Source organism: Acinetobacter sp. YH01009 (assembly GCF_013420765.1).
GTDB classification, from domain to species: domain Bacteria; phylum Pseudomonadota; class Gammaproteobacteria; order Pseudomonadales; family Moraxellaceae; genus Acinetobacter; species Acinetobacter amyesii.
Genome location: NZ_VOYE01000011.1, coordinates 82,627 through 104,713 on the forward strand (window position 1 = coordinate 82,627; position 22,087 = coordinate 104,713).

Here is a 22,087-nt window from a genome sequence, read left to right on the forward strand (position 1 = left end):
TGATAAATCGAATTTTTCTTATAATGTGATAATACTGATCTAAAATTTAAATCTTTAGCGCTGACCATTGGATTAATGGTCAGGAGTTTGATACTCAGCTTCAGAAGTTGCAGGTACTTGAGTTTGTTCAGCTACAGGGGCTTTGTTGTCATCGCGGCTCACAATATACAGATAGAGTGCAGATGGAAATAAGATGGCTAAAACCAAGAGCAACTTTTTAAACATAGGGTATTCTTACATCAAAATAGATCAAGCTGAAGTATAAACAAAACCAGTCAGGCTGTAATTAATTAAAGTTTACGGTTTTTCTGTTCTAGATTGGATAGGATGACTTGGTAAATGTCGGGGTAGTGTTGTTTAAAGTTCCGTTGTTGCATGATTGTGATGGTTGAAGCATTTGGCTCGATACCCAGTTTTAAAATTTTTTGGGTTAAAGCGAGTTGAGGGGAGCGACCATCAAAATGTGTATTTAGTAAGTTACCATCGGTATATTTTACTGTGAGTCCGATATTCAGGAGATAATCAAAAACATCAGGCAAACCAAAACCGGCAGCTTTGTAGAGTAAATTATATGTTTCTGCACGATAGCCACGGCCGTATGTTTGATGTGTTTTTAATAATCCTAATGCATTATAAAATTCTAATTTAGCAATAATTTCTTGTTCATTAATAGAACCATCGCCATTTTTTAAAGTCCTATTGATGGTATTAAAAGTGACATCGTTTGAGCTGGGTTTGCAATTAGCAGCAATCAGTCGCTTGATATCTTGAAGTGGAAGTATAAGATGCGCTGTGTCACACATTTTTTTAACTTCTTTATTTTTCATTTTACTGTTTTGAATATTTTTATTTTCAAATTCCTGCACTATGGCTGACCAACCATATATGTTTATAAATTTATAATAACGAGATGCATCATTTGTCATCCCTTTGATCTTTTTAAAGTCGTGAATGTTTTTCACTGATGGTGCATTGGTAGCGTGATTTTGTGGCACTGGAGCATTTGCAAAGCAATGCATACTCATTAGCAGGCAGCTGGTAATAACGATGTTTTTCATGGTTTGTGTGCTTTTAATAAATTGTAAACGTCAGGATATTTGGTTGAAAAGTCATTCTGTTCCATTTGTTTATAAACGTTACTATTGGGCTCGATTCCTGCATTCAGTAGTTTTTGAACGAAACTCACAGAAGGGTTACGGCCTTTGATATTGTCTAAAATTAAATTACCATCCACGCCCGTGTAATCGACTCCAATACTCAGCAAATAATCAAAAACGTCTTCAAGCCCCCAACCAATTGTTTTAGATTGCAAAGAGCTTTTTTCTTCATACGGGCCAAATTTATACGTAACGTGTGTTTGTAAAACATTTTCCGACTTGTAGAGTTTTAATTTTTCAATGATTTCGTTTTGATCTATTTTGCCTTCTGCATTGGTTAATGCGCCATTAATAATCATAGAGGATGAACGGCCATTGAGTGGTTTGCAATTTGCTTTAAATAAGCGTTTGGTTTTATCGGCAGTGCTTTGACTCAGTGCAATTTCGCAAAGTTTTTCTATTTCTCCTTTAGGCATTTTACTTTTTAGGATGGTTCCATTTTCAAAATCACGAACGATTGACTCCCAACCGTATTTACTTGCTGTTCGGTAATAATGTATTGCTTCTTCGCTCAATTTTTTGGTTTTTTTCGCTTGTATTTGAGTGTCATGATCGTTGGTTTCGGGAATAGAAGATTCTTGGTCATCATTCAATGCTGTTTGATTTGTCTGATTGGCATCGTGCTCAACAGTATTTGAAAGATTTGTCGGTAGGCTGGCTTCGGGTCTAAAAATGTAGATGAAGATACCGAGACATACTATGCACAGGCCAAAGAGTAAGATTATTTTTTTCATGTTTTAGTCTATTTTAAAATGAATCAAGAGCGTTTTTAAGGCGCTCTTGATAGGGAAGATTAAAATTTAAATGTGACATCAGCAATGAACTGTCGCCCAATTTCAGATCTAAGTCTGTTGGTCGACTCACTAATACCTGGGGTGGTATAGATATTATGTCGATTGGTAATATTGTTAATGGTTAAACCGAATATTGCTTTGTAGTCTTTAGAGAAATTCAAATCATAAGTGGTACGCATATCCCAACTAAATCGAGGTCTAATTGTATCTGTGGCATAGGCTTCCAACAGGACACCATCATGCTCAACTTTGTTTTTTAGTTTATACGTATCTTTATATTCAGATTTGTAGCTTAAGAAGTTATTAATCTTTAATGGTAAATTTGAAAACTCAATGTCCCAACCAAAACGAGCCGTCCAAGGCTGATTGAAATTTTCAACAGGACGTTCATTAAATTGGATGAGGCTGCCGTTAAAAATAATATCGCGATCTTCAGCAGCGGTATTACTGTTAACGTTATATGACTCAGAATAGTCTAAATAATTTTTTTCCGATTCAGTGTAATCAAAGCCAAAGTTAAACCCGTGCAGAGAGTTTTTATATACGACTGGCAGCGTATTTCTGAGTGTGAGTGTGTAAATGTCAGCTTTTGCTTTACCACTATTACTATATTCAAAATGATCGATGGTATTGCTGGTTGTTGGATCAATAAAACGATTTTTTGTGATTTCATCTTTGCTATCGCGATTCACCCATTTCAGACCAAGGTTCCAGTTTTTAACTTGGCTATTAATGGCAAACACAATTTCGTCAGCATAAGGGGGCTTTAAATTGGCACGTTGAATATTGGAATTAGCTAATATTAAATCTGATAACCCAGTTTGAGTCCAATAGTCTTCAGTTTGATTTTTTGTGCGTTTTAAATTGTATTCCAAAAATGCAAGTTGATCTTGCAGTTCAGTGGCTAAGGTATAGTTTGCATAATATCGATTCCATCCCGTAGTGAAGGACAAAAGATCATTTTTTAGCGGTTTATAGTTAAAGGCAGTACGAGGTGCAATATTTAAATTTTTCGACAAGCTGTCATAATCTGCACGTAAACCTATACGCGCTGAAAAATTATCCCAAGTCGATGTGTTTTCAATGAAGGTATGCACACGTTGTTGGTCAATATTAACTTTACCTTTTTGATAATACTTGCCATTTGTTTGATATTGGCCTTGATAGTTATTTTCATCCGTTGCTTCATCACAAAGAATATCACCTGCCGTACAGCTAATGCCTGAACTAGATGTAAAAGTCTTAGGCTGATTATACATATAGGCATCGTTAGGCCGTTCCCATGCAACTTTAGAATAGTCATAGCCCATACCAAAGCTTAATTGTTGCATGCTGTTGCCAATCTGAATGGTATCAAACGCATTTTTTAGACTATACGAAAATGTATCTTGGTGTAATTCAATATCACTACTTGTGGCACCTTCACCAGGATTGGAACTCCAGTTTTTAGTTGGTGTTTGCTTCCAAAGAATGCCGGTAGTTGAATCATTTTCACGTGCTTGGCTTAGCGTTTGATAGCTAATATTTTGTTTTAATGTTGAATTATTGAGTTTACTTTCTAATTCACCAAAAAATGTCAGCGTTTCTGTATTGCTAATACTTTTTGAATTTATTCGCTTATCAACGAAATTTAGACTGTCCAAATCCCCTAAATCAAAGCCAAACTTCGCTTTGATTGTGTCCGAAGGTGTGTAAAAAAGGGTAGTTCCTAAGTTGATATTATTACGCTCGCTTTTGACTTTACTGCGATCTTCTAAACCACTCATTACTGGAACGATGGATTCACGTTTAGAGGCATAACTATTGATGCCCCATTGTTCAGAGAGTTTGCTGTATAGATTCAGGCTTAGGCCGTGTTTTTTATATTCTTTATTATTTGATGATGTTGGATCTTCAAACTCTGCAGCTTCTTCTTCATCGGTAAAATGATAACGTGACCAATCACTTTCCGTGTAGTCGTAAGTAACGGAGCCGTGGATTTTGCCAATTTCAGTATTTGGTGCACAAGTTTCAGCATTAACTACACCACCTGTAAATTCGCCGTATGCTGCAGAAACATTACTATCGATCAATTCTAATTTACAAATTAAATCGGTATTTAGGGCAATCCCTTGTGAGCCACCATCAAGCTTGCCTGAATAGGAGTTGCCGCTTGCCATAGGGTCAAGGTTATTGGTGGTATTGACGCCGTTAATTACAAATTTATTTCGGTAAGATTGCGCGCCATTAATAGAAATCTCGGATGGTCGTAGCTCAGCCTGTGAATCTGCAGAACGTTGTTCACGGCTAAACTGCACATTTGGATTAACTTTTAAAAAGTCTGTGATATTTTTTGAGCTATTCGGCGTTTTTTCTAAATCTTCTTTGGTGTAGACGGTTTTACCTACTTCTTGCTTGGCTTTGACTTCAACCTCAATAGGTGTCATCGACACCGTATTGGTTTTGATTTCTTCGGAGATCTGGCTTTCATTTGCATACGTTTGAGATGCTAAAGCAGTCAAAATTGCGATATTAAGGGGAGAATAGGCAAAGCGCATGGCTGTCAACAATTATGCAGATAAAAACGATAGCGATTATCATTAACTTTACAAGAATAATCAATGGAAATGAGAATTATTTGCAATAAATGTTTTTTTAATACACAGAAATTCAGTCAATGAGAATTAAGATAGAAATAGTGATGATTTAAGAATATTCATTCGTTATGAATATTAGAAAAAAGAAAAAGCTTGATAAGAAGTATTGGCGTCCCTACGGGGATTCGAACCCCGGTTACCGCCGTGAAAGGGCGATGTCCTAGGCCTCTAGACGATAGGGACGTTTAGAAGATGGCGGTATCTTATTGATCCGCCATCATAGTGTCAAGTAGGTGAGGGCCGAGTTTGTTCAAAATATAACAGAACAGTTCAGCGGTCTTCTGAGTATCGTAAAGTGCAGAGTGTGCTTCTTTGCCATCAAACTCAATACCTGCCTGAATACATGATTTTGCCAGCACAGTTTGTCCAAACATTACAGCGCTCAAAGTCACTGTATCGAATACGGAAAAACTATGGAAAGGATTTTGATTTTTTGTCCCTGTACGTGCAATCGCTGCCTGTACAAAACCTAAGTCAAAATGGGCATTATGACCAACTAAAACCGCGTGTGAGCAGTTCTGTTGGCGACGTACTTCATTCACTGACTTAAAAATACGTTTTAATGCTGATTTCTCATCTTCAGCCATGGCCATACGCATCGGATTAAATGGATCTACACCAATAAAATCCAGTGAGCGACGGTCAAGGTTGGCACCTTCAAACGGATTGATATGTGCATGGTGGGCTTCACCCGGTACAAAATTACCTTCTGCATCATACACAATAGGAATAGCTGCAATTTCCAGTAAGGCATCGGTCTGTGAATTAAAACCTGCTGTTTCGACATCGACAACAACAGGTAGGAATCCACGGAAACGTTGACCAATGACTGGTCGAGTTTCATCTGTCACACTTTTCTCCATTGGATGGTCTTACCCGCATACAACGGAATAATTTTTTCGCCATCCAAGTAGTCTAAACTTTCAGGGATCACTTGATCTTCTTTTACCAAAGTAATGGTATTGGTATTTCGAGGGAGTCCGTAGAAGTCTGCACCAAAGTGGCTTGCAAAACCTTCTAAACGGTCGATTTTACCGACTTGATCAAATGCTTGAGCGTATAGCTCAATTGCTGTTGGTGCACTATAACATCCTGCACAGCCACATGCATTTTCTTTAGCATTTTTTGAGTGCGGCGCACTGTCTGTACCTAAGAAAAATTTAGGGTTCGCACTGGTCGCGACTTCAAGCAAAGTTTGCTGATGGGTTTGACGTTTTAATATCGGTAGGCAATAGAAATGCGGTTTAATACCACCCACCAACATATCATTACGGTTAAACAATAAATGTTGCGGTGTGATTGTCGCAGCGACATTACGGTCTTGTTCTAATACAAAATGCGCTGCTTCACTGGTGGTGATGTGTTCTAGCACCAATTTTAATTTAGGGAACTGTTTTAACAGTGGAGAAAGTACTTCATCAAGGAAACGTTTTTCACGGTCAAAAATATCGACATGGTTATGTGTCACTTCACCATGTAACAGTAATGGCACTTGGTGCTCTTCGAGTTGCTCAATCACACCATAGACTTTACTAATGTCGCTGACACCACTGTCTGAGTTCGTGGTTGCACCTGCTGGATAGAGCTTAATGGCATTAACATGCTCAGATTCTTTAATTTTTTTAACTTCACTTGCAGGTGTGTTGTCTGTGAAATAGAGCACCATGCGCGGGTCAAAGTGAACGCCTTCAGGAACATGTGCCATGATACGTTCACGGTATGCATTTGCTTCTTCAACGGTTTTTACCGGTGGTACGGTGTTTGGCATACAAATCGCGCGAGAGAATTGTTGTGCTAAATCAGGAACTGTACGCTTTAGGGCTAGACCGTCACGTAAATGTGCATGCCAATCATCTGGCTGAAGAAGAGTAATCGTATTCACAGCGATTCCAAGCTTGGAAATAAAACAAATGATAATGCAAATAATGTGAAAATGGTAACGAGATTTCTGTACAAATGACTGAACAGATATAAATAAAGAATAAAACTGTGGTATTTTTAAATGACTAAAAGAATTAGATAAATGCTTGGAAATGGAATACAAGTATAACCTTGCAAAGTTGCAATACGATAAAGAAAAAATAGAGGAACTGATTACACGGCAAACTCGTCGTGTAGGGGAAATGTTTCCTAAAAAACTGGAAACTCAATTTTGGACTTTAAGCCTCGATCGTGCGCAAACCAACATACGTCATTTTTTTTGGATGGGAGTGTTGATCTACTTTGTGCTTACCATGCTGATCATTCCCGGAGATTACTGGATAATTAATCAACAGCATTTTGTGCATGATTTTATTCGTTGTTTGCTTGGACAGCTCAATGGTGCGCTGTGTCTTTTGGCTTTATATGCCTTTGCCCGTTATGACCGTCTGAAGCCTTATTTTTCACATGCCAGTATGTTTGTAGTGTTTTGGGCAGTTATTTCAATGTCTTGGCTCACCATGACCGTGTATACCGAAGCACTTAAACATCAGGCCATGATGATCCTTTGTATGATTTACATCTTGAGCTATATTTTGACGGGGGTTAAACCAGTCCAAATGTTGATGTCTGGATTGTTGGCTGCTGTGGTCACCATGTTGATGCTTTTTTCATTAGAAGTGAAATTTGATGTGATGGTATTGGGGCGTGTACTGATTGGAAGCTGTGTATTGGGTTTTGCAATCAGTAAGATGCTCTGTGCGCGTGAACGGATGATATTTTTGAATATGCTGCGCGCGGATATTAGTGAAAAAATCCATCGTATTCATACCACAGAGCTTTTACATTTAAGTCAGCATGATGAATTAACCAAGATTTCAAACCGACGTACTTTTGATGAAATGCTTGATACCTTTTATGAGCAATCTCGACGTAATAACACCTCGCTTGCTGTGCTATTTATCGATGTTGATCATTTTAAAAACTATAACGATTTCTACGGTCATCAAAAAGGCGATGATGTAATTTCAACCATTGCCAAAACCATTAAAAATGCCATTCGACATATGGATTTTGTAGCGCGATATGGTGGTGAAGAATTTGTGGTTTTATTGCCTGAAACCGATGCGCATGGTGCTTATGCGGTAGCGTCAAATATTTATAAAGCAATCGATCGTTTAGAAATTCCACATGCCAAATCACAGGTTTCAAATCACGTCACTATTAGTTTGGGTATTACGGTATATCGTGCTGAAAATATGACGAAGGATGAACTGTTAAATATTGCCGATCAGGCGTTGTATCGTGCGAAACAATTAGGCCGGAATCAAATTTACTATCAGTCGATTCGTTCAGCACATGTGGCTTAATGTTTAATAAAATTGAGAACTTCTCTGAAATCGGCAATAAAAAACCGCGCAAAATGCGCGGTTTTTTATGACTCAACAAATCTTATTTGTTTTTGTCTTTTAATTGAGGCACTGCAGAACCTGTACCTACTGCAAGTAAGCCAGAGTTTGTGTAGATACCTAATTTAGCGCGAGTATCTGTGATATCCAAGTTACGCATAGTCAATTGACCGATACGGTCAGCAGGGCTAAACATAGAGTCACCTTTCTCCATAGTTAAACGCTCAGCTTCATAAGTGAGGTTAGGAGATTCAGTGTTTAGAATAGTGTAGTCATTACCACGACGAAGTTCTAAAGTCACAGTACCAGTGATTGCTTTAGCAACCCAACGCTGCGCAGTTTCACGAAGCATTAATGATTGAGAATCGAACCAACGACCTTGGTAAAGAAGACGACCTAAACGCAGACCGTTAATACGGTATTGTTCGATGGTGTCTTCGTTATGAATACCAGTCACAAGACGCTCATAAGCGATGTGAAGAAGCGCCATACCCGGAGCTTCGTAAATACCACGAGATTTTGCTTCAATGATACGGTTTTCGATTTGGTCTGACATACCTAGACCGTGACGACCACCGATACGGTTGGCTTCAAGAATGAATTCAACAGGGTTTTCGATGCGTTTGCCGTTTAATGCAACAGGGAAGCCTTCTTCGAAAGTTACAGAAACTTCTTCAGCTTTAACTTCTACGTCATCTTTCCAGAACGCAACGCCCATGATTGGGTCTACGATTTTGATACCCGCATTAAGGTATTCAAGATCTTTTGCTTCGTGAGTCGCACCTAACATGTTTGAGTCAGTTGAGTACGCTTTCTCTTTTGACATTTTATAGTCAAAACCGTTGTCGATTAGGAACTGTGACATTTCTGCACGGCCGCCTAGCTCGTCAATGAAAGTTTGGTCTAACCAAGGTTTGTAAATTTTTAGCGATGGGTTAGTCAACAGACCATAACGATAGAAACGTTCAATGTCGTTACCTTTATAAGTCGAACCGTCACCCCAGATGTTTACGTCATCTTCTTTCATTGCGGTTACAAGCATCGTACCTGTAACTGCACGACCAAGAGGAGTCGTGTTGAAATAAGGCATACCACCAGTTGAAATGTGGAAAGCGCCACATTGAATAGCCGCAATACCTTCTAAAGCAAGTTGTAAACGACAATCAACTAAGCGAGCTTTAACTGCGCCATACGCTTCCGCTTTTTTTGGAATCGCATCGTAGTCGTCTTCATCAGGTTGACCTAAGTTTGCTGTGTAAGCATAAGGTTCTGCACCTTTTTGTTTCATCCACAAAAGCGCAGCTGAAGTATCTAGACCACCAGAGAAGGCAATACCAACTTTTTTGCCAACTGGGACATTCTGCAAGATAGTTGCATTATCAGTCATTGTTAATCCTAACGATATAAATATAGGCACCGAGAATGGGTGGCCTGAAAGAATACATATATGTGCATGATTGTAGCACTTTTCTGCGGGGTTTTTCTAAAAAATCATGAGATACAAGCGATGAGGTGGAAAAAAATGATCGTTGAAATCTATTGGTGAATACTTCATCCAGTTTTTGCGGGCGGAAAATGCGTTTTCTGAATGGAATAGGATGTAAATATAAAGAAATCTATTTGATTTAAATTAATGGTCATACCATTATTGGGTTAATTTGGTTTTTATGCTTTTCATTGAAATGAGACTGAGGTCAAACAAAGCGTGGTTATTAGACTAAAGTATATTTTATAAAGTTTAGTTGTAAATAATAAATACAAAACAGATATTTAAAAGTTGATATGGAGGTTTTTAAACGGAAAAATAATGTTTTTGTATTTTATATTGGTCATACCAAAAACAAGAAAAGCTTGAATGATTGAGTTGAAATAATTAAAAATTGCGGAGTATTTCAGCAATAGTATGAGTTTTTATGTGTTTAATATTTATATTGGTCATACCAATGATAAAAAGACCACATGCTGATATTGCTCAATAATTAAATCTTAGTAAGCATTTCAAGGAGATGACAATGCTTCAATGGCAGCAAATATATGACCCAATGGGGAATATATGGATATCAAGTTTAATTGCGCTCATTCCGATTATCTTTTTTTTCTTGGCGCTTGCTGTATTTCGTTTAAAAGGCAGTGTGGCAGGTACGATCACCGTTGTACTGGCACTGTTGGTGTCTTTATTTGCCTATGACATGCCTGCGCTTATGGCATTGGCTTCGATGGTCTACGGTTTTTTCTATGGTTTATGGCCGATCGCATGGATCATTATTGGTGCGGTGTTCCTGTATAAAATCTCAGTCAAAACAGGGCAGTTTGACATCATCCGTTCTTCGATACTTTCCATTACTGAAGATCAACGTTTACAGATGCTATTAGTCGGCTTTGCTTTCGGTACTTTCCTAGAAGGTGCTGCGGGCTTTGGTGCTCCTGTGGCGATTACCGCAGCACTATTGGTAGGTTTAGGCTTTAAACCTTTATATGCGGCAGGTCTTTGTCTGATCGTAAATACAGCGCCAGTGGCTTTTGGTGCGATGGGTATTCCAATTATCGTTGCTGGACAAGTGTCTGGTGTAGATACGATGGAAATCAGTCAGATGGTTGGTCGACAGTTGCCATTTATGGTGCCGATTGTACTGTTTTGGATTATGGCGATTATGGATGGCTGGCGCGGTGTGAAGGAAACTTGGCCTGCGGTTGTGGTTGGGGCGAGTAGCTTTGCGATTGCACAGTACCTAACCTCGAACTTTGTCGGTCCTGAATTACCCGATATTACTGCGGCGATTGCCTCTTTAGTGTCATTAACGATTTTATTTAAATATTGGCAGCCTAAACATATTTTCCGCTTTGCAGATCAAGATGCGACGATGAGTGAAGATGTGGCTGCACAAAAACAGCAAAAATATAGCTTGGGTCAAATTGCAAAAGCGTGGTCGCCATTTGCGATCTTAACGGTGATGGTCACGATCTGGAGTATTAAACCGTTTAAGGATTTATTTACCAAAGACGGTGCTTTACATGATTTGGTTATTTCGATCAAAGTGCCATTCTTACACCAATTGGTTCAAAAGATGCCGCCAGTCGTACCTGAAATGAAGGACTACGATGCCATCTATAAATTTGATTGGTTTTCGGCAACAGGTACGGCAATTGTCATTGCTGCGATCATTACCATTATTTTCTTAAAAATGAAGCCGAAAGACGCGATTGTGACCTTTGGTGAAACCATTAATGAATTAAAAATTCCAATTTATTCGATTGGGATGGTGTTGTCTTTTGCTTTTATCGCCAACTATTCAGGTATGTCTTCGACCTTGGCTTTGGCCCTTGCACATACAGGTCAAGCCTTTACCTTCTTCTCGCCATTTTTAGGATGGCTTGGTGTATTCCTCACGGGTTCAGATACGTCAGCCAATGCGCTATTTGCAGCATTGCAGGCGACTACTGCACAACAAATCGGTGTGCCAGAAGTATTACTCGTTGCTGCTAATACCAGTGGCGGTGTGACAGGGAAAATGATTTCACCACAGTCAATTGCAATTGCATGTGCGGCAGTCGGGTTGGTAGGTAAAGAGTCGGATTTATTCCGTTTTACCGTAAAACACAGTATAACGTTCACAATCATGATGGGGATTTTAATCACCCTACAAGCTTATGTGTTCCCTTGGATGATTCCATAACACGAATTGTGTAACAACGTTAAGGAAAGCAGATGAAAGTCTCTGATAAAACTGTTCAAAGTCTTCGTGTATTGATTGAACAAAGCAATATGCAAGTTGGAGATCGTCTGCCTGCTGAACGGAAATTGTGTGAACAACTTGGCGTCTCACGCACCTCTTTACGCGAGGCGATTTCTCAATTGACTAGCATGGGCGTGTTGGTCAGTAAAGTGGGTGCGGGGACTTTTTTAAAGCAATTACCAGCGACTTGGTCGAGTTATCAAATTGTGCAGCCCATCAGCAGTTTGATTAGTGAAGACCCTGCCTACCGTTTTGATGTGCAAGAGGCGCGCATTATTTTAGAAGGTGGTACTGCATGGTATGCGGCACAACGTGCTACAGCAGAGGACTTGGCACATATCCGACATTATTATGATCAGATCAATCATTTTCAGGCTTTAGGGAATGACGATGAAGCAGCGCGTGCAGATGCCAAATTTCATTTAGCAATTGCTGAAGCATCACATAATTTAGTGTTGATTCAGATGATGCGTGGTCTATTTGATCTGTTGCAATTTAATGTCGTTTTAGGTCGTCGAAAAGTTTATAGCGAAGCACACCGATTTGATCAATTGCATGATCAGCACTTCCAAGTCATGAATGCAATTGAACGTCGTGATCCTGAAGCTGCACGTAAAGCAGTCTGTGGACACATTGAGTTTGTAGTACAACAGGTGCGCATGATTGATGAAGAAGAAGCTCGTCGTCAGCGTGCCAGTCGATTAAACAGGATATAAGCATGATTATTTCTTCTGCCAATGACTATCGTGAAGCGGCACGTCGTCGTTTACCGCCATTTTTATTTCATTACATCGATGGCGGGGCGTATGCCGAATATACCTTAAAGCGTAATGTAGAAGATTTATCAAAAATAGCGTTGCGTCAACGTGTGCTGAATGACATGTCACAGCTGAGTTTAGAAACCCAACTGTTTAATGAAACCTTATCAATGCCTGTGGCTTTATCACCTGTGGGTTTAACGGGAATGTATGCACGCCGCGGCGAAGTTCAAGCAGCAGTAGCCGCAGATAAAAAGGGCATTCCATTTACGCTGTCTACCGTTTCAGTATGTCCTATTGAAGAGGTGTCGCCAGCGATTCAGCGTCCCATGTGGTTTCAGTTATATGTGCTACGTGACCGTGGCTTTATGAAAAATGCCTTAGAACGTGCCAAAGCTGCAGGCTGTTCAACTTTAGTGTTTACCGTGGATATGCCTGTTCCGGGCGCGCGTTACCGTGATGCGCACTCAGGGATGAGCGGGCCAAATGCAGCCATGCGCCGTTATATGCAGTCGTGTTTCCATCCACACTGGGCATGGAATGTGGGTTTATTAGGTCGTCCGCATGACTTAGGGAATATTTCTAAATACTTGGGCAAACCAACAGGTTTAGAAGATTATATCGGCTGGTTGGGTAATAACTTTGACCCATCAATTTCATGGAAAGATCTTGAGTGGATTCGTGAATTTTGGGATGGACCGATGGTTATTAAAGGCATACTTGACCCTGAAGATGCCAAAGATGCTGTGCGTTTTGGTGCAGATGGCATCGTGGTGTCAAACCATGGTGGCCGTCAGCTCGATGGGGTTTTATCTTCAGCGCGTGCATTGCCACCAATTGCCGATGCCGTAAAAGGCGATATTAAAATTCTTGCGGACTCAGGTATTCGAAATGGTTTAGATGTGGTGCGTATGCTGGCTTTGGGTGCGGATACCTGTATGCTCGGTCGCGCCTTTGTTTATGCGCTCGGTGCAGCAGGTGGTGAAGGTGTTTCCAATCTTTTAGAACTGATTGATAAAGAAATGCGTGTTGCGATGACCTTAACAGGTGCAAAAACCATTGCGGATATTACATCTGATTGTTTGGTGAAGTTAGAGAAAGAGTTGGCTGGGTGATTTTTTGAATCGATCTCTTGGGAAAGTTATTCGTCATCAAAAAAATTAGCAATGAAAGTTCCCTCTCTTTGCAGGAGAGGGTTAGGGAGAGGTGTTTATTGAATAATTCTCCTAACCCTCTTGCGTAGCGTTGCTACTCATCCCAAAGGGAGAAGGGATATTCATTATAGATTTTAATAACAATGACTAAAAACTTTTGATATGTGCAAATAAACCTACGTTGTTTAAAATTATTTAAATCAATATTTTTTCATTGCATAACAATGCTATTCCTCTTTATCAAGGAGAGAAAATATTGAAAATGGAAAATTCTACGAGCATGCAAACTCAATCATTACAAACCATTCAAAACCTCATCAACATCGTCGGTAAGCAACACGTTTTAACTGAAGATAAAGATACACGTTTATACCGCCAAGGTCGTCGTTACGGTGCAGGGAAAGTACTGGCTGTGGTTACACCGGGCTCATTACTTGAGCAATGGCATGTGTTGCAAGCTGCTGTTGATGCAAATTGTATTGTGATTATGCAAGCCGCCAATACCGGTTTGACAGGTGGTTCAACGCCTTTTGGTGATGACTATGACCGTCCTGTGGTACTGATGAGTACTCGTCGTTTGGTTGGCATTCAGGTGATTAATGACGGTCAACAAGTCATTTGCCTACCGGGGGCGACATTAGACAAGCTTGAAAAAGATTTGGCGCAATTCAATCGTGAACCTCATTCGGTGATTGGTTCTTCTTGTATTGGGGCATCGGTTTTGGGTGGCGTCTGTAATAACTCAGGTGGTGCTTTGGTGCGCCGCGGTCCTGCCTATACAGAGCTTGCACTGTATGCACGAGTGAATGAGTCAGGTGACTTAGAGTTGGTCAATCATTTAGGTATCAATCTTGGCAATACGCCTGAAGAAATCCTCACAGCGTTGGAAAATAAAAATTATCAAATCAATGACATTGTGAATAATTCAAGTTGCTGTGCCTCTGATCAGCGCTATTCACATGACGTTAAACAAGTTGATGAAAATACGCCTGCACGTTTCAATGCTGATCCAAGCCGCTTATTTGAAGCATCGGGTTCAGCGGGTAAAGTGTGTGTCTTTGCCGTACGTTTAGATACCTTTGAAAAGATTCCAAGTCAGGTGTTTTATGTAGGGACCAATTCACAAGATGATTTAACAGAAATTCGTCGTTTTCTATTAAAAGATCTTGCACGCCTCCCGATTGCAGGTGAGTACATTCATCGCGTGGCATACGATATTGGGGCTGAGTATGGCAAAGATTCTTTTGTATTTATCGAAAAATTTGGCACCGCAAAAGTTCCTGCTGCTTTTGCCATGAAAGATAAAGTCGATGGCTATTTAGAAAAACTGGGTTTGCAAGGTTTTTCGGATAAGGTTTTACAACTCGTCACTAAATTTATGCCGAATCATCTGCCAAAACGCATGAATGAATTTCGTGATTTATATGAACATCATTTGATGATTCGTATTGAAAATCAGGATGTTGATCAAGTTGATGCGTATTTGAAAACGTATTTTTTAGACAAAATCTCAGGCAATTATTTTAAATGTACGGATGAAGAAGGACGTAAGGCTTTTTTACATCGCTTTGCGGTGGCAGGTGCTGCCATTCGTTATCGGGATACGCATCGTTCAGAAGTGGAAGACATTGTTGCACTGGATATTGCATTACGTCGCAATGATCGAGAATGGGTGGAAACTTTGCCGAAAGCCATGGATGAGCAAATTATCCATAAACTCTATTATGGACATTTTCTCTGTCATGTTTTTCATCAAGATTATATTGTGAAAAAAGGTGTAGACCCTTTGGCAATGGAACATGCAATGTGGCATTTACTCGATGATCGTGGCGCTGAATATCCTGCGGAACACAATGTTGGGCATTTGTATGTGGCCAAGCCTGCATTAAAAAATTATTATCAAAAGCTGGATCCGACTAATAGCTTTAATGTGGGGATTGGACAAACCAGCAAGCTGAAAAACTGGAAATAATGCTTTAAAAAACAACATGCCGTGATGTGAAAGTATACGGCTTTTTTTATGGTTAAAGGATTAATATATCCGGAGGTATTGACCATAAAGGCGAAGAATATTTTCTAAATTGTCATCCCAAAATATAAAAAAACCGCTAAAGTGTTATGCAACAAGTTGCAAAGCCAAAATAAGGATTCAGCATGACAACGACTAGCTATGCAAATATTTTAAAGCCTTTACATTTGGGTTTTACCACGATTAAAAACCGTGTCGTGATGGGGTCCATGCATAGTGGGCTGGAAGATCGTTTTTATAACTATCCTAAATTGGCAGCTTATTTTGGTGAGCGTGCTAAAGGTGGTGTCGGCCTGATTATTACAGGCGGTATTTCTCCAAACCGCCAAGGTTGGCTGTTACCTGCTGGCGGTACCATGAATACGTTAGGTGATATTGCTCCACATCGCTTGGTGACCCATGCAGTACATAAGCATGGTGCCAAAATTTTAATGCAAATCTTGCATGCTGGGCGTTATGGCTATCAGCCTTTTGCAGTGTCAGCAAGTCCGATTAAATCTCCGATTTCACCTTTTAAACCACGTCAATTAACGGACAAACAAATTCTTTCAACCATTGATGATTATGTCAAAACGGCAAGTCTTGCACATAAGGCCGGCTATGATGGTGTTGAAATTATGGGTTCAGAAGGCTACTTGTTGAATCAGTTTTTAAGCCGTCATGTCAACCAACGGACAGACCGTTGGGGCGGTGAAATTGAAAATCGTATGCGCCTTGCGGTTGATATTGTGAAATCAATACGTGCTGAAGTGGGTGAGAAATTTATTATCTGCTTCCGTTTGTCATTGCTTGATTTGGTTCATGATGGGAACACCATGGCAGAAGTCATTACTGTTGCTAAAGCATTGGAAGCAGCTGGTGTGACGTTATTGAACACGGGTATTGGTTGGCATGAAGCACGTATTCCGACAATTGTGACCTCAGTGCCTCGCGCAGCGTTTGTGGACTATACCGCTGAAGTCAAAAAACATGTTGCGATTCCTGTCATTGCGTCCAACCGTATCAATATGCCAGATACAGCTGAAGAAATTTTGGCTTCAGGCAAGGCAGATATGGTGCAAATGGCGCGTCCATTCTTGGCAGATCCATTTTGGGTAAATAAAACGGCGACCAATCGTGTCGATGAAATTAATACCTGTATTGCCTGTAACCAAGCCTGTTTAGATCATACTTTTAAAAATCAGCGTGCGACGTGTTTGGTCAACCCACGAGCGGCATATGAAACTGAATTGGTTTATTTAAAGACCAAAAAACCGAAGCGCATTGCAGTCGTCGGTGGTGGCGTGGCAGGGATGTCTGCTGCAACGGTTGCAGCAAACCGAGGCCATGAGGTGACTTTATTTGAAGCTGGTGCAGAGGTAGGTGGTCAATTTAATTTGGCGAAAGTCGTTCCCGGCAAAGAAGAATTTCATGAAACGATTCGCTACTTTAAAGTTCAAATCGAAAAAACGGGTGTGGATTTGCGTTTAAATACGCGTGTAAACCGTGAACAGCTTGAACGTGAAGGGTTTGAAGAAGTTGTTATTGCAACAGGTGTGGTTCCTCGCAGCTTAAAAATTGAAGGTAGTGATGCACCGAATGTCTTGTCTTATGCAGAAGTGCTGAAAGGCGCAGCTGTGGGGGGTAAAGTTGCTGTGATTGGTGCAGGCGGCATTGGCTTTGATGTATCTGAATTTTTACTCAAACCACCACATCAGCCACAACCAATGCCTTTAGCGGATTGGCAGCGGGAGTGGGGTGTTGATCCAAATCCAAACTACGTAACTGAAGGTGGTATGCTGGCTGCTGAGCTCGAACCTCCTGTTCGTGAAATCTACTTATTACAACGTAAAACAACTGCACTTGGTGCTGGGTTAGGTAAAACATCAGGCTGGGTACATCGTGCACAATTAAAGAAAAATGCGGTTCGTATGCTGCGTGGTGTTCAATACAAAGCCATTACTGATGAAGGTCTTTGGGTTGAATATGAAGGGCATGATCAATTATTACGTGTAGATACGATTGTCGTTTGTGCAGGTCAGGAATCGGTAAAGCATTTGATGCCAGAACAGGGTGAGAAAACCCTTGCCAATTACCATATTATTGGTGGTGCAAAACTAGCAGCAGAGTTAGATGCGAAACGCGCAATACGTGAAGGTGCGGAGCTTGCGGCTAAACTTTAAGGATTTGGCGAAACAATATTCATTTGAAAGGTTTAGTTGTAATTTTTACTTGTCAGATGAATAAAACCTCCGTATTATGGCGCACATGGAAGCGTGGCAGAGCGGTTTAATGCACCGGTCTTGAAAACCGACGAGGGCGCGAGTCCTCCGTGAGTTCGAATCTCACCGCTTCCGCCAAATTCAAAAAAGCCCCTGTAGTGATACAGGGGCTTTTTTTTGTCTTAGATTTTAATTTGAGACGGCAATCTTATTCATTAGTATTTTTAAGCAATGCTAAAAATGGATATCAGACTTAAAATTCAAGTCAGAAATTAATACAAGGGTTGTCAAAGGTAGAATTAAAAGTAAGAGAAAAGAATGTTTATAGATTGATAGTGTAGAATTTATTTTTAATGGCCTATTTATTTAAATCTTTCACAAGCATTGGGCAGAGCTATGATCGCTTATTTTGAAAAAATATCAATTGTATTTTATTTGATCAATTGTTTTGAAGTGTTAGCAAGGCTTGGCAAGAGAATTGAAAGTGCTATATTTAAATCACGGTAGGTCATAAAACGACGCTACCAATAAGTTGGACGGATCAATGACAGCTCGTTGAGTTTCGTAATATTTTAGTCTTAAGATATTGCAGACAAGAAATCAGCACTAGCCTTCCAACATAGAGCCCGCAGCAATGCGGGCTTTTTAATGTCTTTCAAAATGTGAAAATATAGTGTTTTTGTCAAACAATAATTAAATAGTTAACTTATGTTATTGATATATATTTACTAAAGTAAAATAAGTTTACATTGCCATGAAATCTAACATTTACAAAGCAGGTTGTTGCGTAAAGGTGTGATATAAAAAATTCAATTATTAAAACAAGTAGAGACGTCACTATGACACAGATGATCGATATTAAAGTGAAGGACCAATTTAGTCAGGTTTATGAAGCACAAGCTTTGGTGCGTAATCCTTCAGAAGAAGATTCAAGAGCGCTGTTTCATCGCATTGAACATATCATTATTGCAGGTGAAATCATCCTACCCAGTATAGAACTACTTTTTGAAAGTCAAAAATCGGACAGTATTTACAAGCTTTTAGAAGCTTAAATTGAATGAATAAAAAAACTCACCTTAATGGTGAGTTTTTTATTTTTAGAAATAGAACTTTAAGCTGTTTGATCTGCTTTAAATTGATTCAAGATATAAGACAGTAACTGATAGCGTGTCATCGGGTTGCTAGAAGACAGTTCAACATCTTGTTTACGCACTTGAATTTCTTGAGTTAAAACTCCAGCTTGAAAACGTTGCACGATCATATGATCTTTTGATACATCATGGTCGGTCAGCACTAGTTTGGGTCCAAGGTGCAGATGTCCAATCGCATCTAGACATTGTTCAAGGCTGCTATATAGGTTGAAAAGGATGAGTGCCTGATCATTAGAATAATTGGCTAAATTCATTTTTATTATCCATGGTCAAAAATTATTGAGCAGGAATAGTGTATACGAATTAAGCAATATTAATCTGTATGGATTATTTTTCATTTAATGTCTATCTAGCTAACTTTGGTTAAATCATTGAGACAGCTTAAATCTTTATGAAAAATAAGTTGGAATTCGCTTTAAATTAAAGCGGCTTGAATACCAATGGGACATCATAACGGGCAAATTCTTCAATGATACTGTTTAAAACCAATTGAGCTTGAGGTTCCGCTGCTGTAAAGGTGAGTTCTTGGTTCGTTTGGCTGTTGAAGCATTCAACTTGTTCTATACGCCAAATTGTTTCAATGGCTGTATTTTGAATGACCACACGTCGAGGTTGTAATTCGTCACTAATTTTTCGTGGCATGACATAGGTAATGGCCAATTGAACATTAGGCAATTCGTCTTGTGAAGTTAAAAAGGTAAATACCCAATTGCCAATTTTGCTGAGTTGCATAGGATTATCGAAAGAATCAAATTCTAAACAAAACTGTTGTGACATTGACATGCTCAAACGCTAGGAGGTCGGTTTTATTCTTGCGATTTTTTACTGTTGATTGACATTAGGGGAAGGTCGTATAAAACAGCAGTTAAAACCATAAAAGAAATAAGTGAATCGATAAAGTTAATAAAATTCAATTTCTTATATTGATATGTGTGAAGAATTACTCACCTCATTAAGTTGTTTTTTGAATGAGAAGTGAGGAAAAGTCTCTAAGTTAAACCAGTTGTTGTAGATTTTTTAGACTGTAATTAATTTGCTGTAATGCATGTTGTAAGAGTTTAGGTTGAATATTGGATTCATTTAGACAGGTGATCCATTGCATCTGACAGGCTTTTAATTCTGCAATGTCCGTGGCCTGTTGAATATTAAGCATTAATTTTTTTGCCATCAGCCCACAATAACGCTGTAAGTAACTGCACATAAAATTCTGTAACTCATCAAAATCATGTTCGATGAAATCAATGATTTGTTCTGCTAATACAGGGGTGTTTGATGTTATGTTTTCAGGTATGGCTTGATTAAATTGATGGGGTATAAAGCCAATTGCATCCATTGGCAGGGAGTCAGTTATTTCGTGCTGTGAATGAGTATGAGGAACTTCCATCGTTGGCATTGAAATTTTATCAAGTGTGACATTTTCTTGCGCTATGCGATCGGATGTCTTTGTTGACGCTATTTTAGGTGTATTAAAAGCAGAAAAATCGGATTTTTGAAGGCGTTGATGATCATGTGCTGTAATTGGCTGAATCAGCCCAAGTTCCATCAGTTGCTCGAGCAAGGGCACTTCAGCAATCCGCTGCTGATAATGCACTGGCATTTGGTTAAAGTCATCACTACCAATTAAGAGTAGCAGACGACGTTGTCTTGCATTTAATGCGAGCTGTCGGTCTTTTAAAGTTTGAAAACCCAGCTCAGTTTTTTGATAGTTGAACATGCCTTAATTCCATAGCTCAAAAGAATTAAGGCAATCCTATGCAGTGATAATGACAGTAATATTAAGAAAATATTAAACAATCAATGATTTATAGAGTAATGACAGCAGAGTTTTCTAAAGCTTTACGCAAATAAGGGTCTAAGTCATCTTGACGTAATAGCCATTGCACATAGTCCGCAGGTAATTCTGCAATTGCGGTACCACGGTGTTTACCAAAATTAATACTGCGTGGAATGCGAGCATCTTCCGAAGCTTCGTATAATTCTTCGATGCTGTTGATTTTTAAGTGATGCACAATATGCATCAAAATATTGGCAGTTAAAATAATATCCATATCTGCGCGGTGAGCTTTACGGATCATTTCACGGGCTTTTCCACTGCCTTTGGTGATCATATATATCAAGGCAGAAATATTATGCGCTTCTGCATCAGGCCAAACACGACGAGCTAGCGCAAGGGTACAAATGGCTTTGATTTTTGAACTATCTACACCGCATTTTTCGAGCGCTCGAATATCGTAGTCGATATTATGCCCAATGATATATGTCGTCTCTGATGGGAGTTCAAAACTGCTGTAGTGGGGCTGACCTTCAAGATCTGATTCTAAAATATGATGTACAGCCATTGCTGCAAAAGAAATTGCTTCATCACAACGATAAAGTTGATCAAAAATTTTAGATTTATCTAGGGTAATTTTGGCATCTGCCACCTGAATTGGAGCATAGGCAATCTCGATGGGTTGTCCATTTAGTGTATGGGTTTCTGTGTCGAGAATGATGGCTTGCATGTCCAGTTCCAGCATGTTGAATAATGTTTATGAATGTACATTATCACATCCACACTGACAAACCCATGCTGTGATTATTTGTAGGAATATTATGAAGATGGCTGCGCAGTGTTTAAATAATCTGCTTTTATCGCATCTGCCGAAATAAAACCTTTACAGCGGGATAAAGCTAAACCATCTTCTAAATCGACTTGTTTTAAAGGCTTTTGTCCATCTTGATATCCAAAAATGTCGCTAAGTGGATTAAGCACTAGAGTATGTTCACGATCAATGGCATGGTGGTTTTTCGGCTTTACTTTTGTGCATATGTTTGTGTAGTTGGCAGGGGGTACAGCATTTTTGTTGATTTTACATTTTGCTTTAACCTCCGAAAAATAGCCCAATCTGTATCCAATGATCAGAAATATAAGTTCAGCCATTTTTCTGAGATCGGGGTGGCTGATTTATTTGAATGCTGTTAATCCATATCGAGCTAAAACAAAGTTTTAGTTCTATATTAGGGTCTGTTGACATTTGTTGATTAAAAAAATAGCGAGATAGTAAAATTAAATCGCCAAACCCAATTTTACACTCGCTATGCCTCGAACAATGCTAAATGATCAACACTGGTCCAAGTTACTTGCTATTTTCCGTCACTTTAATA

19 protein-coding genes and 2 tRNA genes are annotated in these 22,087 nt (G+C 39.4%); 8 read left to right on the forward strand and 13 right to left on the reverse strand.

What is annotated here, in order from left to right; all coding sequences use genetic code 11:
• Nucleotides 1-72: 72 nt before the first annotated feature.
• The 7 genes from FTT76_RS11590 to pyrC all read right to left on the reverse strand — a co-directional run bounded on the left by FTT76_RS11590 (nucleotide 73) and on the right by pyrC (nucleotide 6,469).
• Nucleotides 73-225, reverse strand: coding sequence for a hypothetical protein (locus FTT76_RS11590; RefSeq protein WP_168379378.1), 153 nt, complete (start codon nucleotides 223-225; stop codon nucleotides 73-75).
• A gap of 65 nt (nucleotides 226-290) precedes the next feature.
• Nucleotides 291-1,058, reverse strand: coding sequence for a hypothetical protein (locus tag FTT76_RS11595; RefSeq protein WP_180008279.1), 768 nt, complete (start codon nucleotides 1,056-1,058; stop codon nucleotides 291-293).
• Complete coding sequence (locus tag FTT76_RS11600; protein ID WP_180008277.1) at nucleotides 1,055-1,891, reverse strand: hypothetical protein; 837 nt, start codon at nucleotides 1,889-1,891, stop codon at nucleotides 1,055-1,057. Before FTT76_RS11600 ends, FTT76_RS11595 begins: the two co-directional genes overlap by 4 nt.
• Nucleotides 1,892-1,950: 59 nt before the next feature.
• Nucleotides 1,951-4,488, reverse strand: coding sequence for a TonB-dependent receptor plug domain-containing protein (locus FTT76_RS11605; protein WP_180008275.1), 2,538 nt, complete (start codon nucleotides 4,486-4,488; stop codon nucleotides 1,951-1,953).
• 206 nt (nucleotides 4,489-4,694) lie between these two features.
• A tRNA-Glu gene (locus FTT76_RS11610) sits at nucleotides 4,695-4,770 on the reverse strand.
• Nucleotides 4,771-4,790: 20 nt separating this feature from the next.
• A complete protein-coding gene (gene rnt, locus FTT76_RS11615) occupies nucleotides 4,791-5,450 on the reverse strand; it encodes a ribonuclease T (protein WP_180008273.1) in 660 nt (219 codons plus the stop codon).
• Nucleotides 5,435-6,469 carry a dihydroorotase gene (gene pyrC, locus FTT76_RS11620; protein WP_111885770.1) on the reverse strand — a complete coding sequence of 345 codons (1,035 nt, stop codon included), beginning with the start codon at nucleotides 6,467-6,469 and terminating at the stop codon, nucleotides 5,435-5,437. Before pyrC ends, rnt begins: the two co-directional genes overlap by 16 nt.
• 151 nt (nucleotides 6,470-6,620) lie before the next feature.
• Here pyrC and FTT76_RS11625 point away from each other — a divergent pair, with 151 nt between their 5' ends.
• Nucleotides 6,621-7,877 (forward strand): diguanylate cyclase, encoded by a 1,257-nt coding sequence (locus tag FTT76_RS11625; protein WP_180008271.1) that lies wholly within the window; start codon nucleotides 6,621-6,623, stop codon nucleotides 7,875-7,877.
• A gap of 82 nt (nucleotides 7,878-7,959) precedes the next feature.
• On the opposite strand, the gene argG is transcribed toward FTT76_RS11625, so the two are convergent.
• Nucleotides 7,960-9,303 carry an argininosuccinate synthase gene (gene argG / locus FTT76_RS11630; RefSeq protein WP_078189146.1) on the reverse strand — a complete coding sequence of 448 codons (1,344 nt, stop codon included), beginning with the start codon at nucleotides 9,301-9,303 and terminating at the stop codon, nucleotides 7,960-7,962.
• A gap of 619 nt (nucleotides 9,304-9,922) precedes the next feature.
• On the opposite strand from argG, the gene lldP reads away from it, so the two are divergent.
• The 7 genes from lldP to FTT76_RS11665 all read left to right on the forward strand — a co-directional run bounded on the left by lldP (nucleotide 9,923) and on the right by FTT76_RS11665 (nucleotide 18,844).
• Nucleotides 9,923-11,590: an L-lactate permease gene (gene lldP / locus FTT76_RS11635; protein WP_180004194.1), complete on the forward strand. Its 1,668-nt coding sequence runs from the start codon at nucleotides 9,923-9,925 to the stop codon at nucleotides 11,588-11,590.
• Nucleotides 11,591-11,622: 32 nt separating this feature from the next.
• Nucleotides 11,623-12,366 (forward strand): transcriptional regulator LldR, encoded by a 744-nt coding sequence (gene lldR / locus FTT76_RS11640; RefSeq protein ID WP_180004196.1) that lies wholly within the window; start codon nucleotides 11,623-11,625, stop codon nucleotides 12,364-12,366.
• 2 nt (nucleotides 12,367-12,368) lie between these two features.
• Nucleotides 12,369-13,523: an FMN-dependent L-lactate dehydrogenase LldD gene (gene lldD / locus FTT76_RS11645; RefSeq protein WP_180004197.1), complete on the forward strand. Its 1,155-nt coding sequence runs from the start codon at nucleotides 12,369-12,371 to the stop codon at nucleotides 13,521-13,523.
• 319 nt (nucleotides 13,524-13,842) lie between these two features.
• On the forward strand, nucleotides 13,843-15,534 hold the full coding sequence (dld, locus tag FTT76_RS11650; RefSeq protein ID WP_180008386.1) for a D-lactate dehydrogenase: 1,692 nt from the start codon (nucleotides 13,843-13,845) through the stop codon (nucleotides 15,532-15,534).
• A 182-nt stretch (nucleotides 15,535-15,716) separates the two neighbouring features.
• Entirely contained in the window at nucleotides 15,717-17,753 is a 2,037-nt protein-coding gene (locus tag FTT76_RS11655) for an NADPH-dependent 2,4-dienoyl-CoA reductase (protein WP_180008269.1), read from the forward strand.
• A gap of 87 nt (nucleotides 17,754-17,840) precedes the next feature.
• Nucleotides 17,841-17,930 (forward strand) — tRNA-Ser (locus FTT76_RS11660).
• A 701-nt stretch (nucleotides 17,931-18,631) separates the two neighbouring features.
• A complete protein-coding gene (locus FTT76_RS11665; protein WP_078189132.1) occupies nucleotides 18,632-18,844 on the forward strand; it encodes a hypothetical protein in 213 nt (70 codons plus the stop codon).
• A gap of 59 nt (nucleotides 18,845-18,903) precedes the next feature.
• Here FTT76_RS11665 and FTT76_RS11670 read toward each other — a convergent pair whose 3' ends face one another.
• The 5 genes from FTT76_RS11670 to FTT76_RS11690 all read right to left on the reverse strand — a co-directional run bounded on the left by FTT76_RS11670 (nucleotide 18,904) and on the right by FTT76_RS11690 (nucleotide 21,827).
• A complete protein-coding gene (locus FTT76_RS11670; RefSeq protein WP_111885765.1) occupies nucleotides 18,904-19,197 on the reverse strand; it encodes a hypothetical protein in 294 nt (97 codons plus the stop codon).
• 166 nt (nucleotides 19,198-19,363) lie between these two features.
• Nucleotides 19,364-19,720, reverse strand: coding sequence for a hypothetical protein (locus tag FTT76_RS11675; RefSeq protein WP_180008268.1), 357 nt, complete (start codon nucleotides 19,718-19,720; stop codon nucleotides 19,364-19,366).
• A 217-nt stretch (nucleotides 19,721-19,937) separates the two neighbouring features.
• The gene (locus tag FTT76_RS11680; RefSeq protein WP_180008267.1) at nucleotides 19,938-20,657 is read right to left on the reverse strand and encodes a hypothetical protein; all 720 of its coding nucleotides are present in this window, start codon (nucleotides 20,655-20,657) and stop codon (nucleotides 19,938-19,940) included.
• Between the two features lie 88 nt (nucleotides 20,658-20,745).
• A complete protein-coding gene (locus tag FTT76_RS11685) occupies nucleotides 20,746-21,444 on the reverse strand; it encodes a 3'-5' exonuclease (RefSeq protein WP_180008265.1) in 699 nt (232 codons plus the stop codon).
• Nucleotides 21,445-21,533: 89 nt separating this feature from the next.
• A complete protein-coding gene (locus FTT76_RS11690; protein WP_180041538.1) occupies nucleotides 21,534-21,827 on the reverse strand; it encodes a hypothetical protein in 294 nt (97 codons plus the stop codon).
• Nucleotides 21,828-22,087 lie beyond the last annotated feature (260 nt).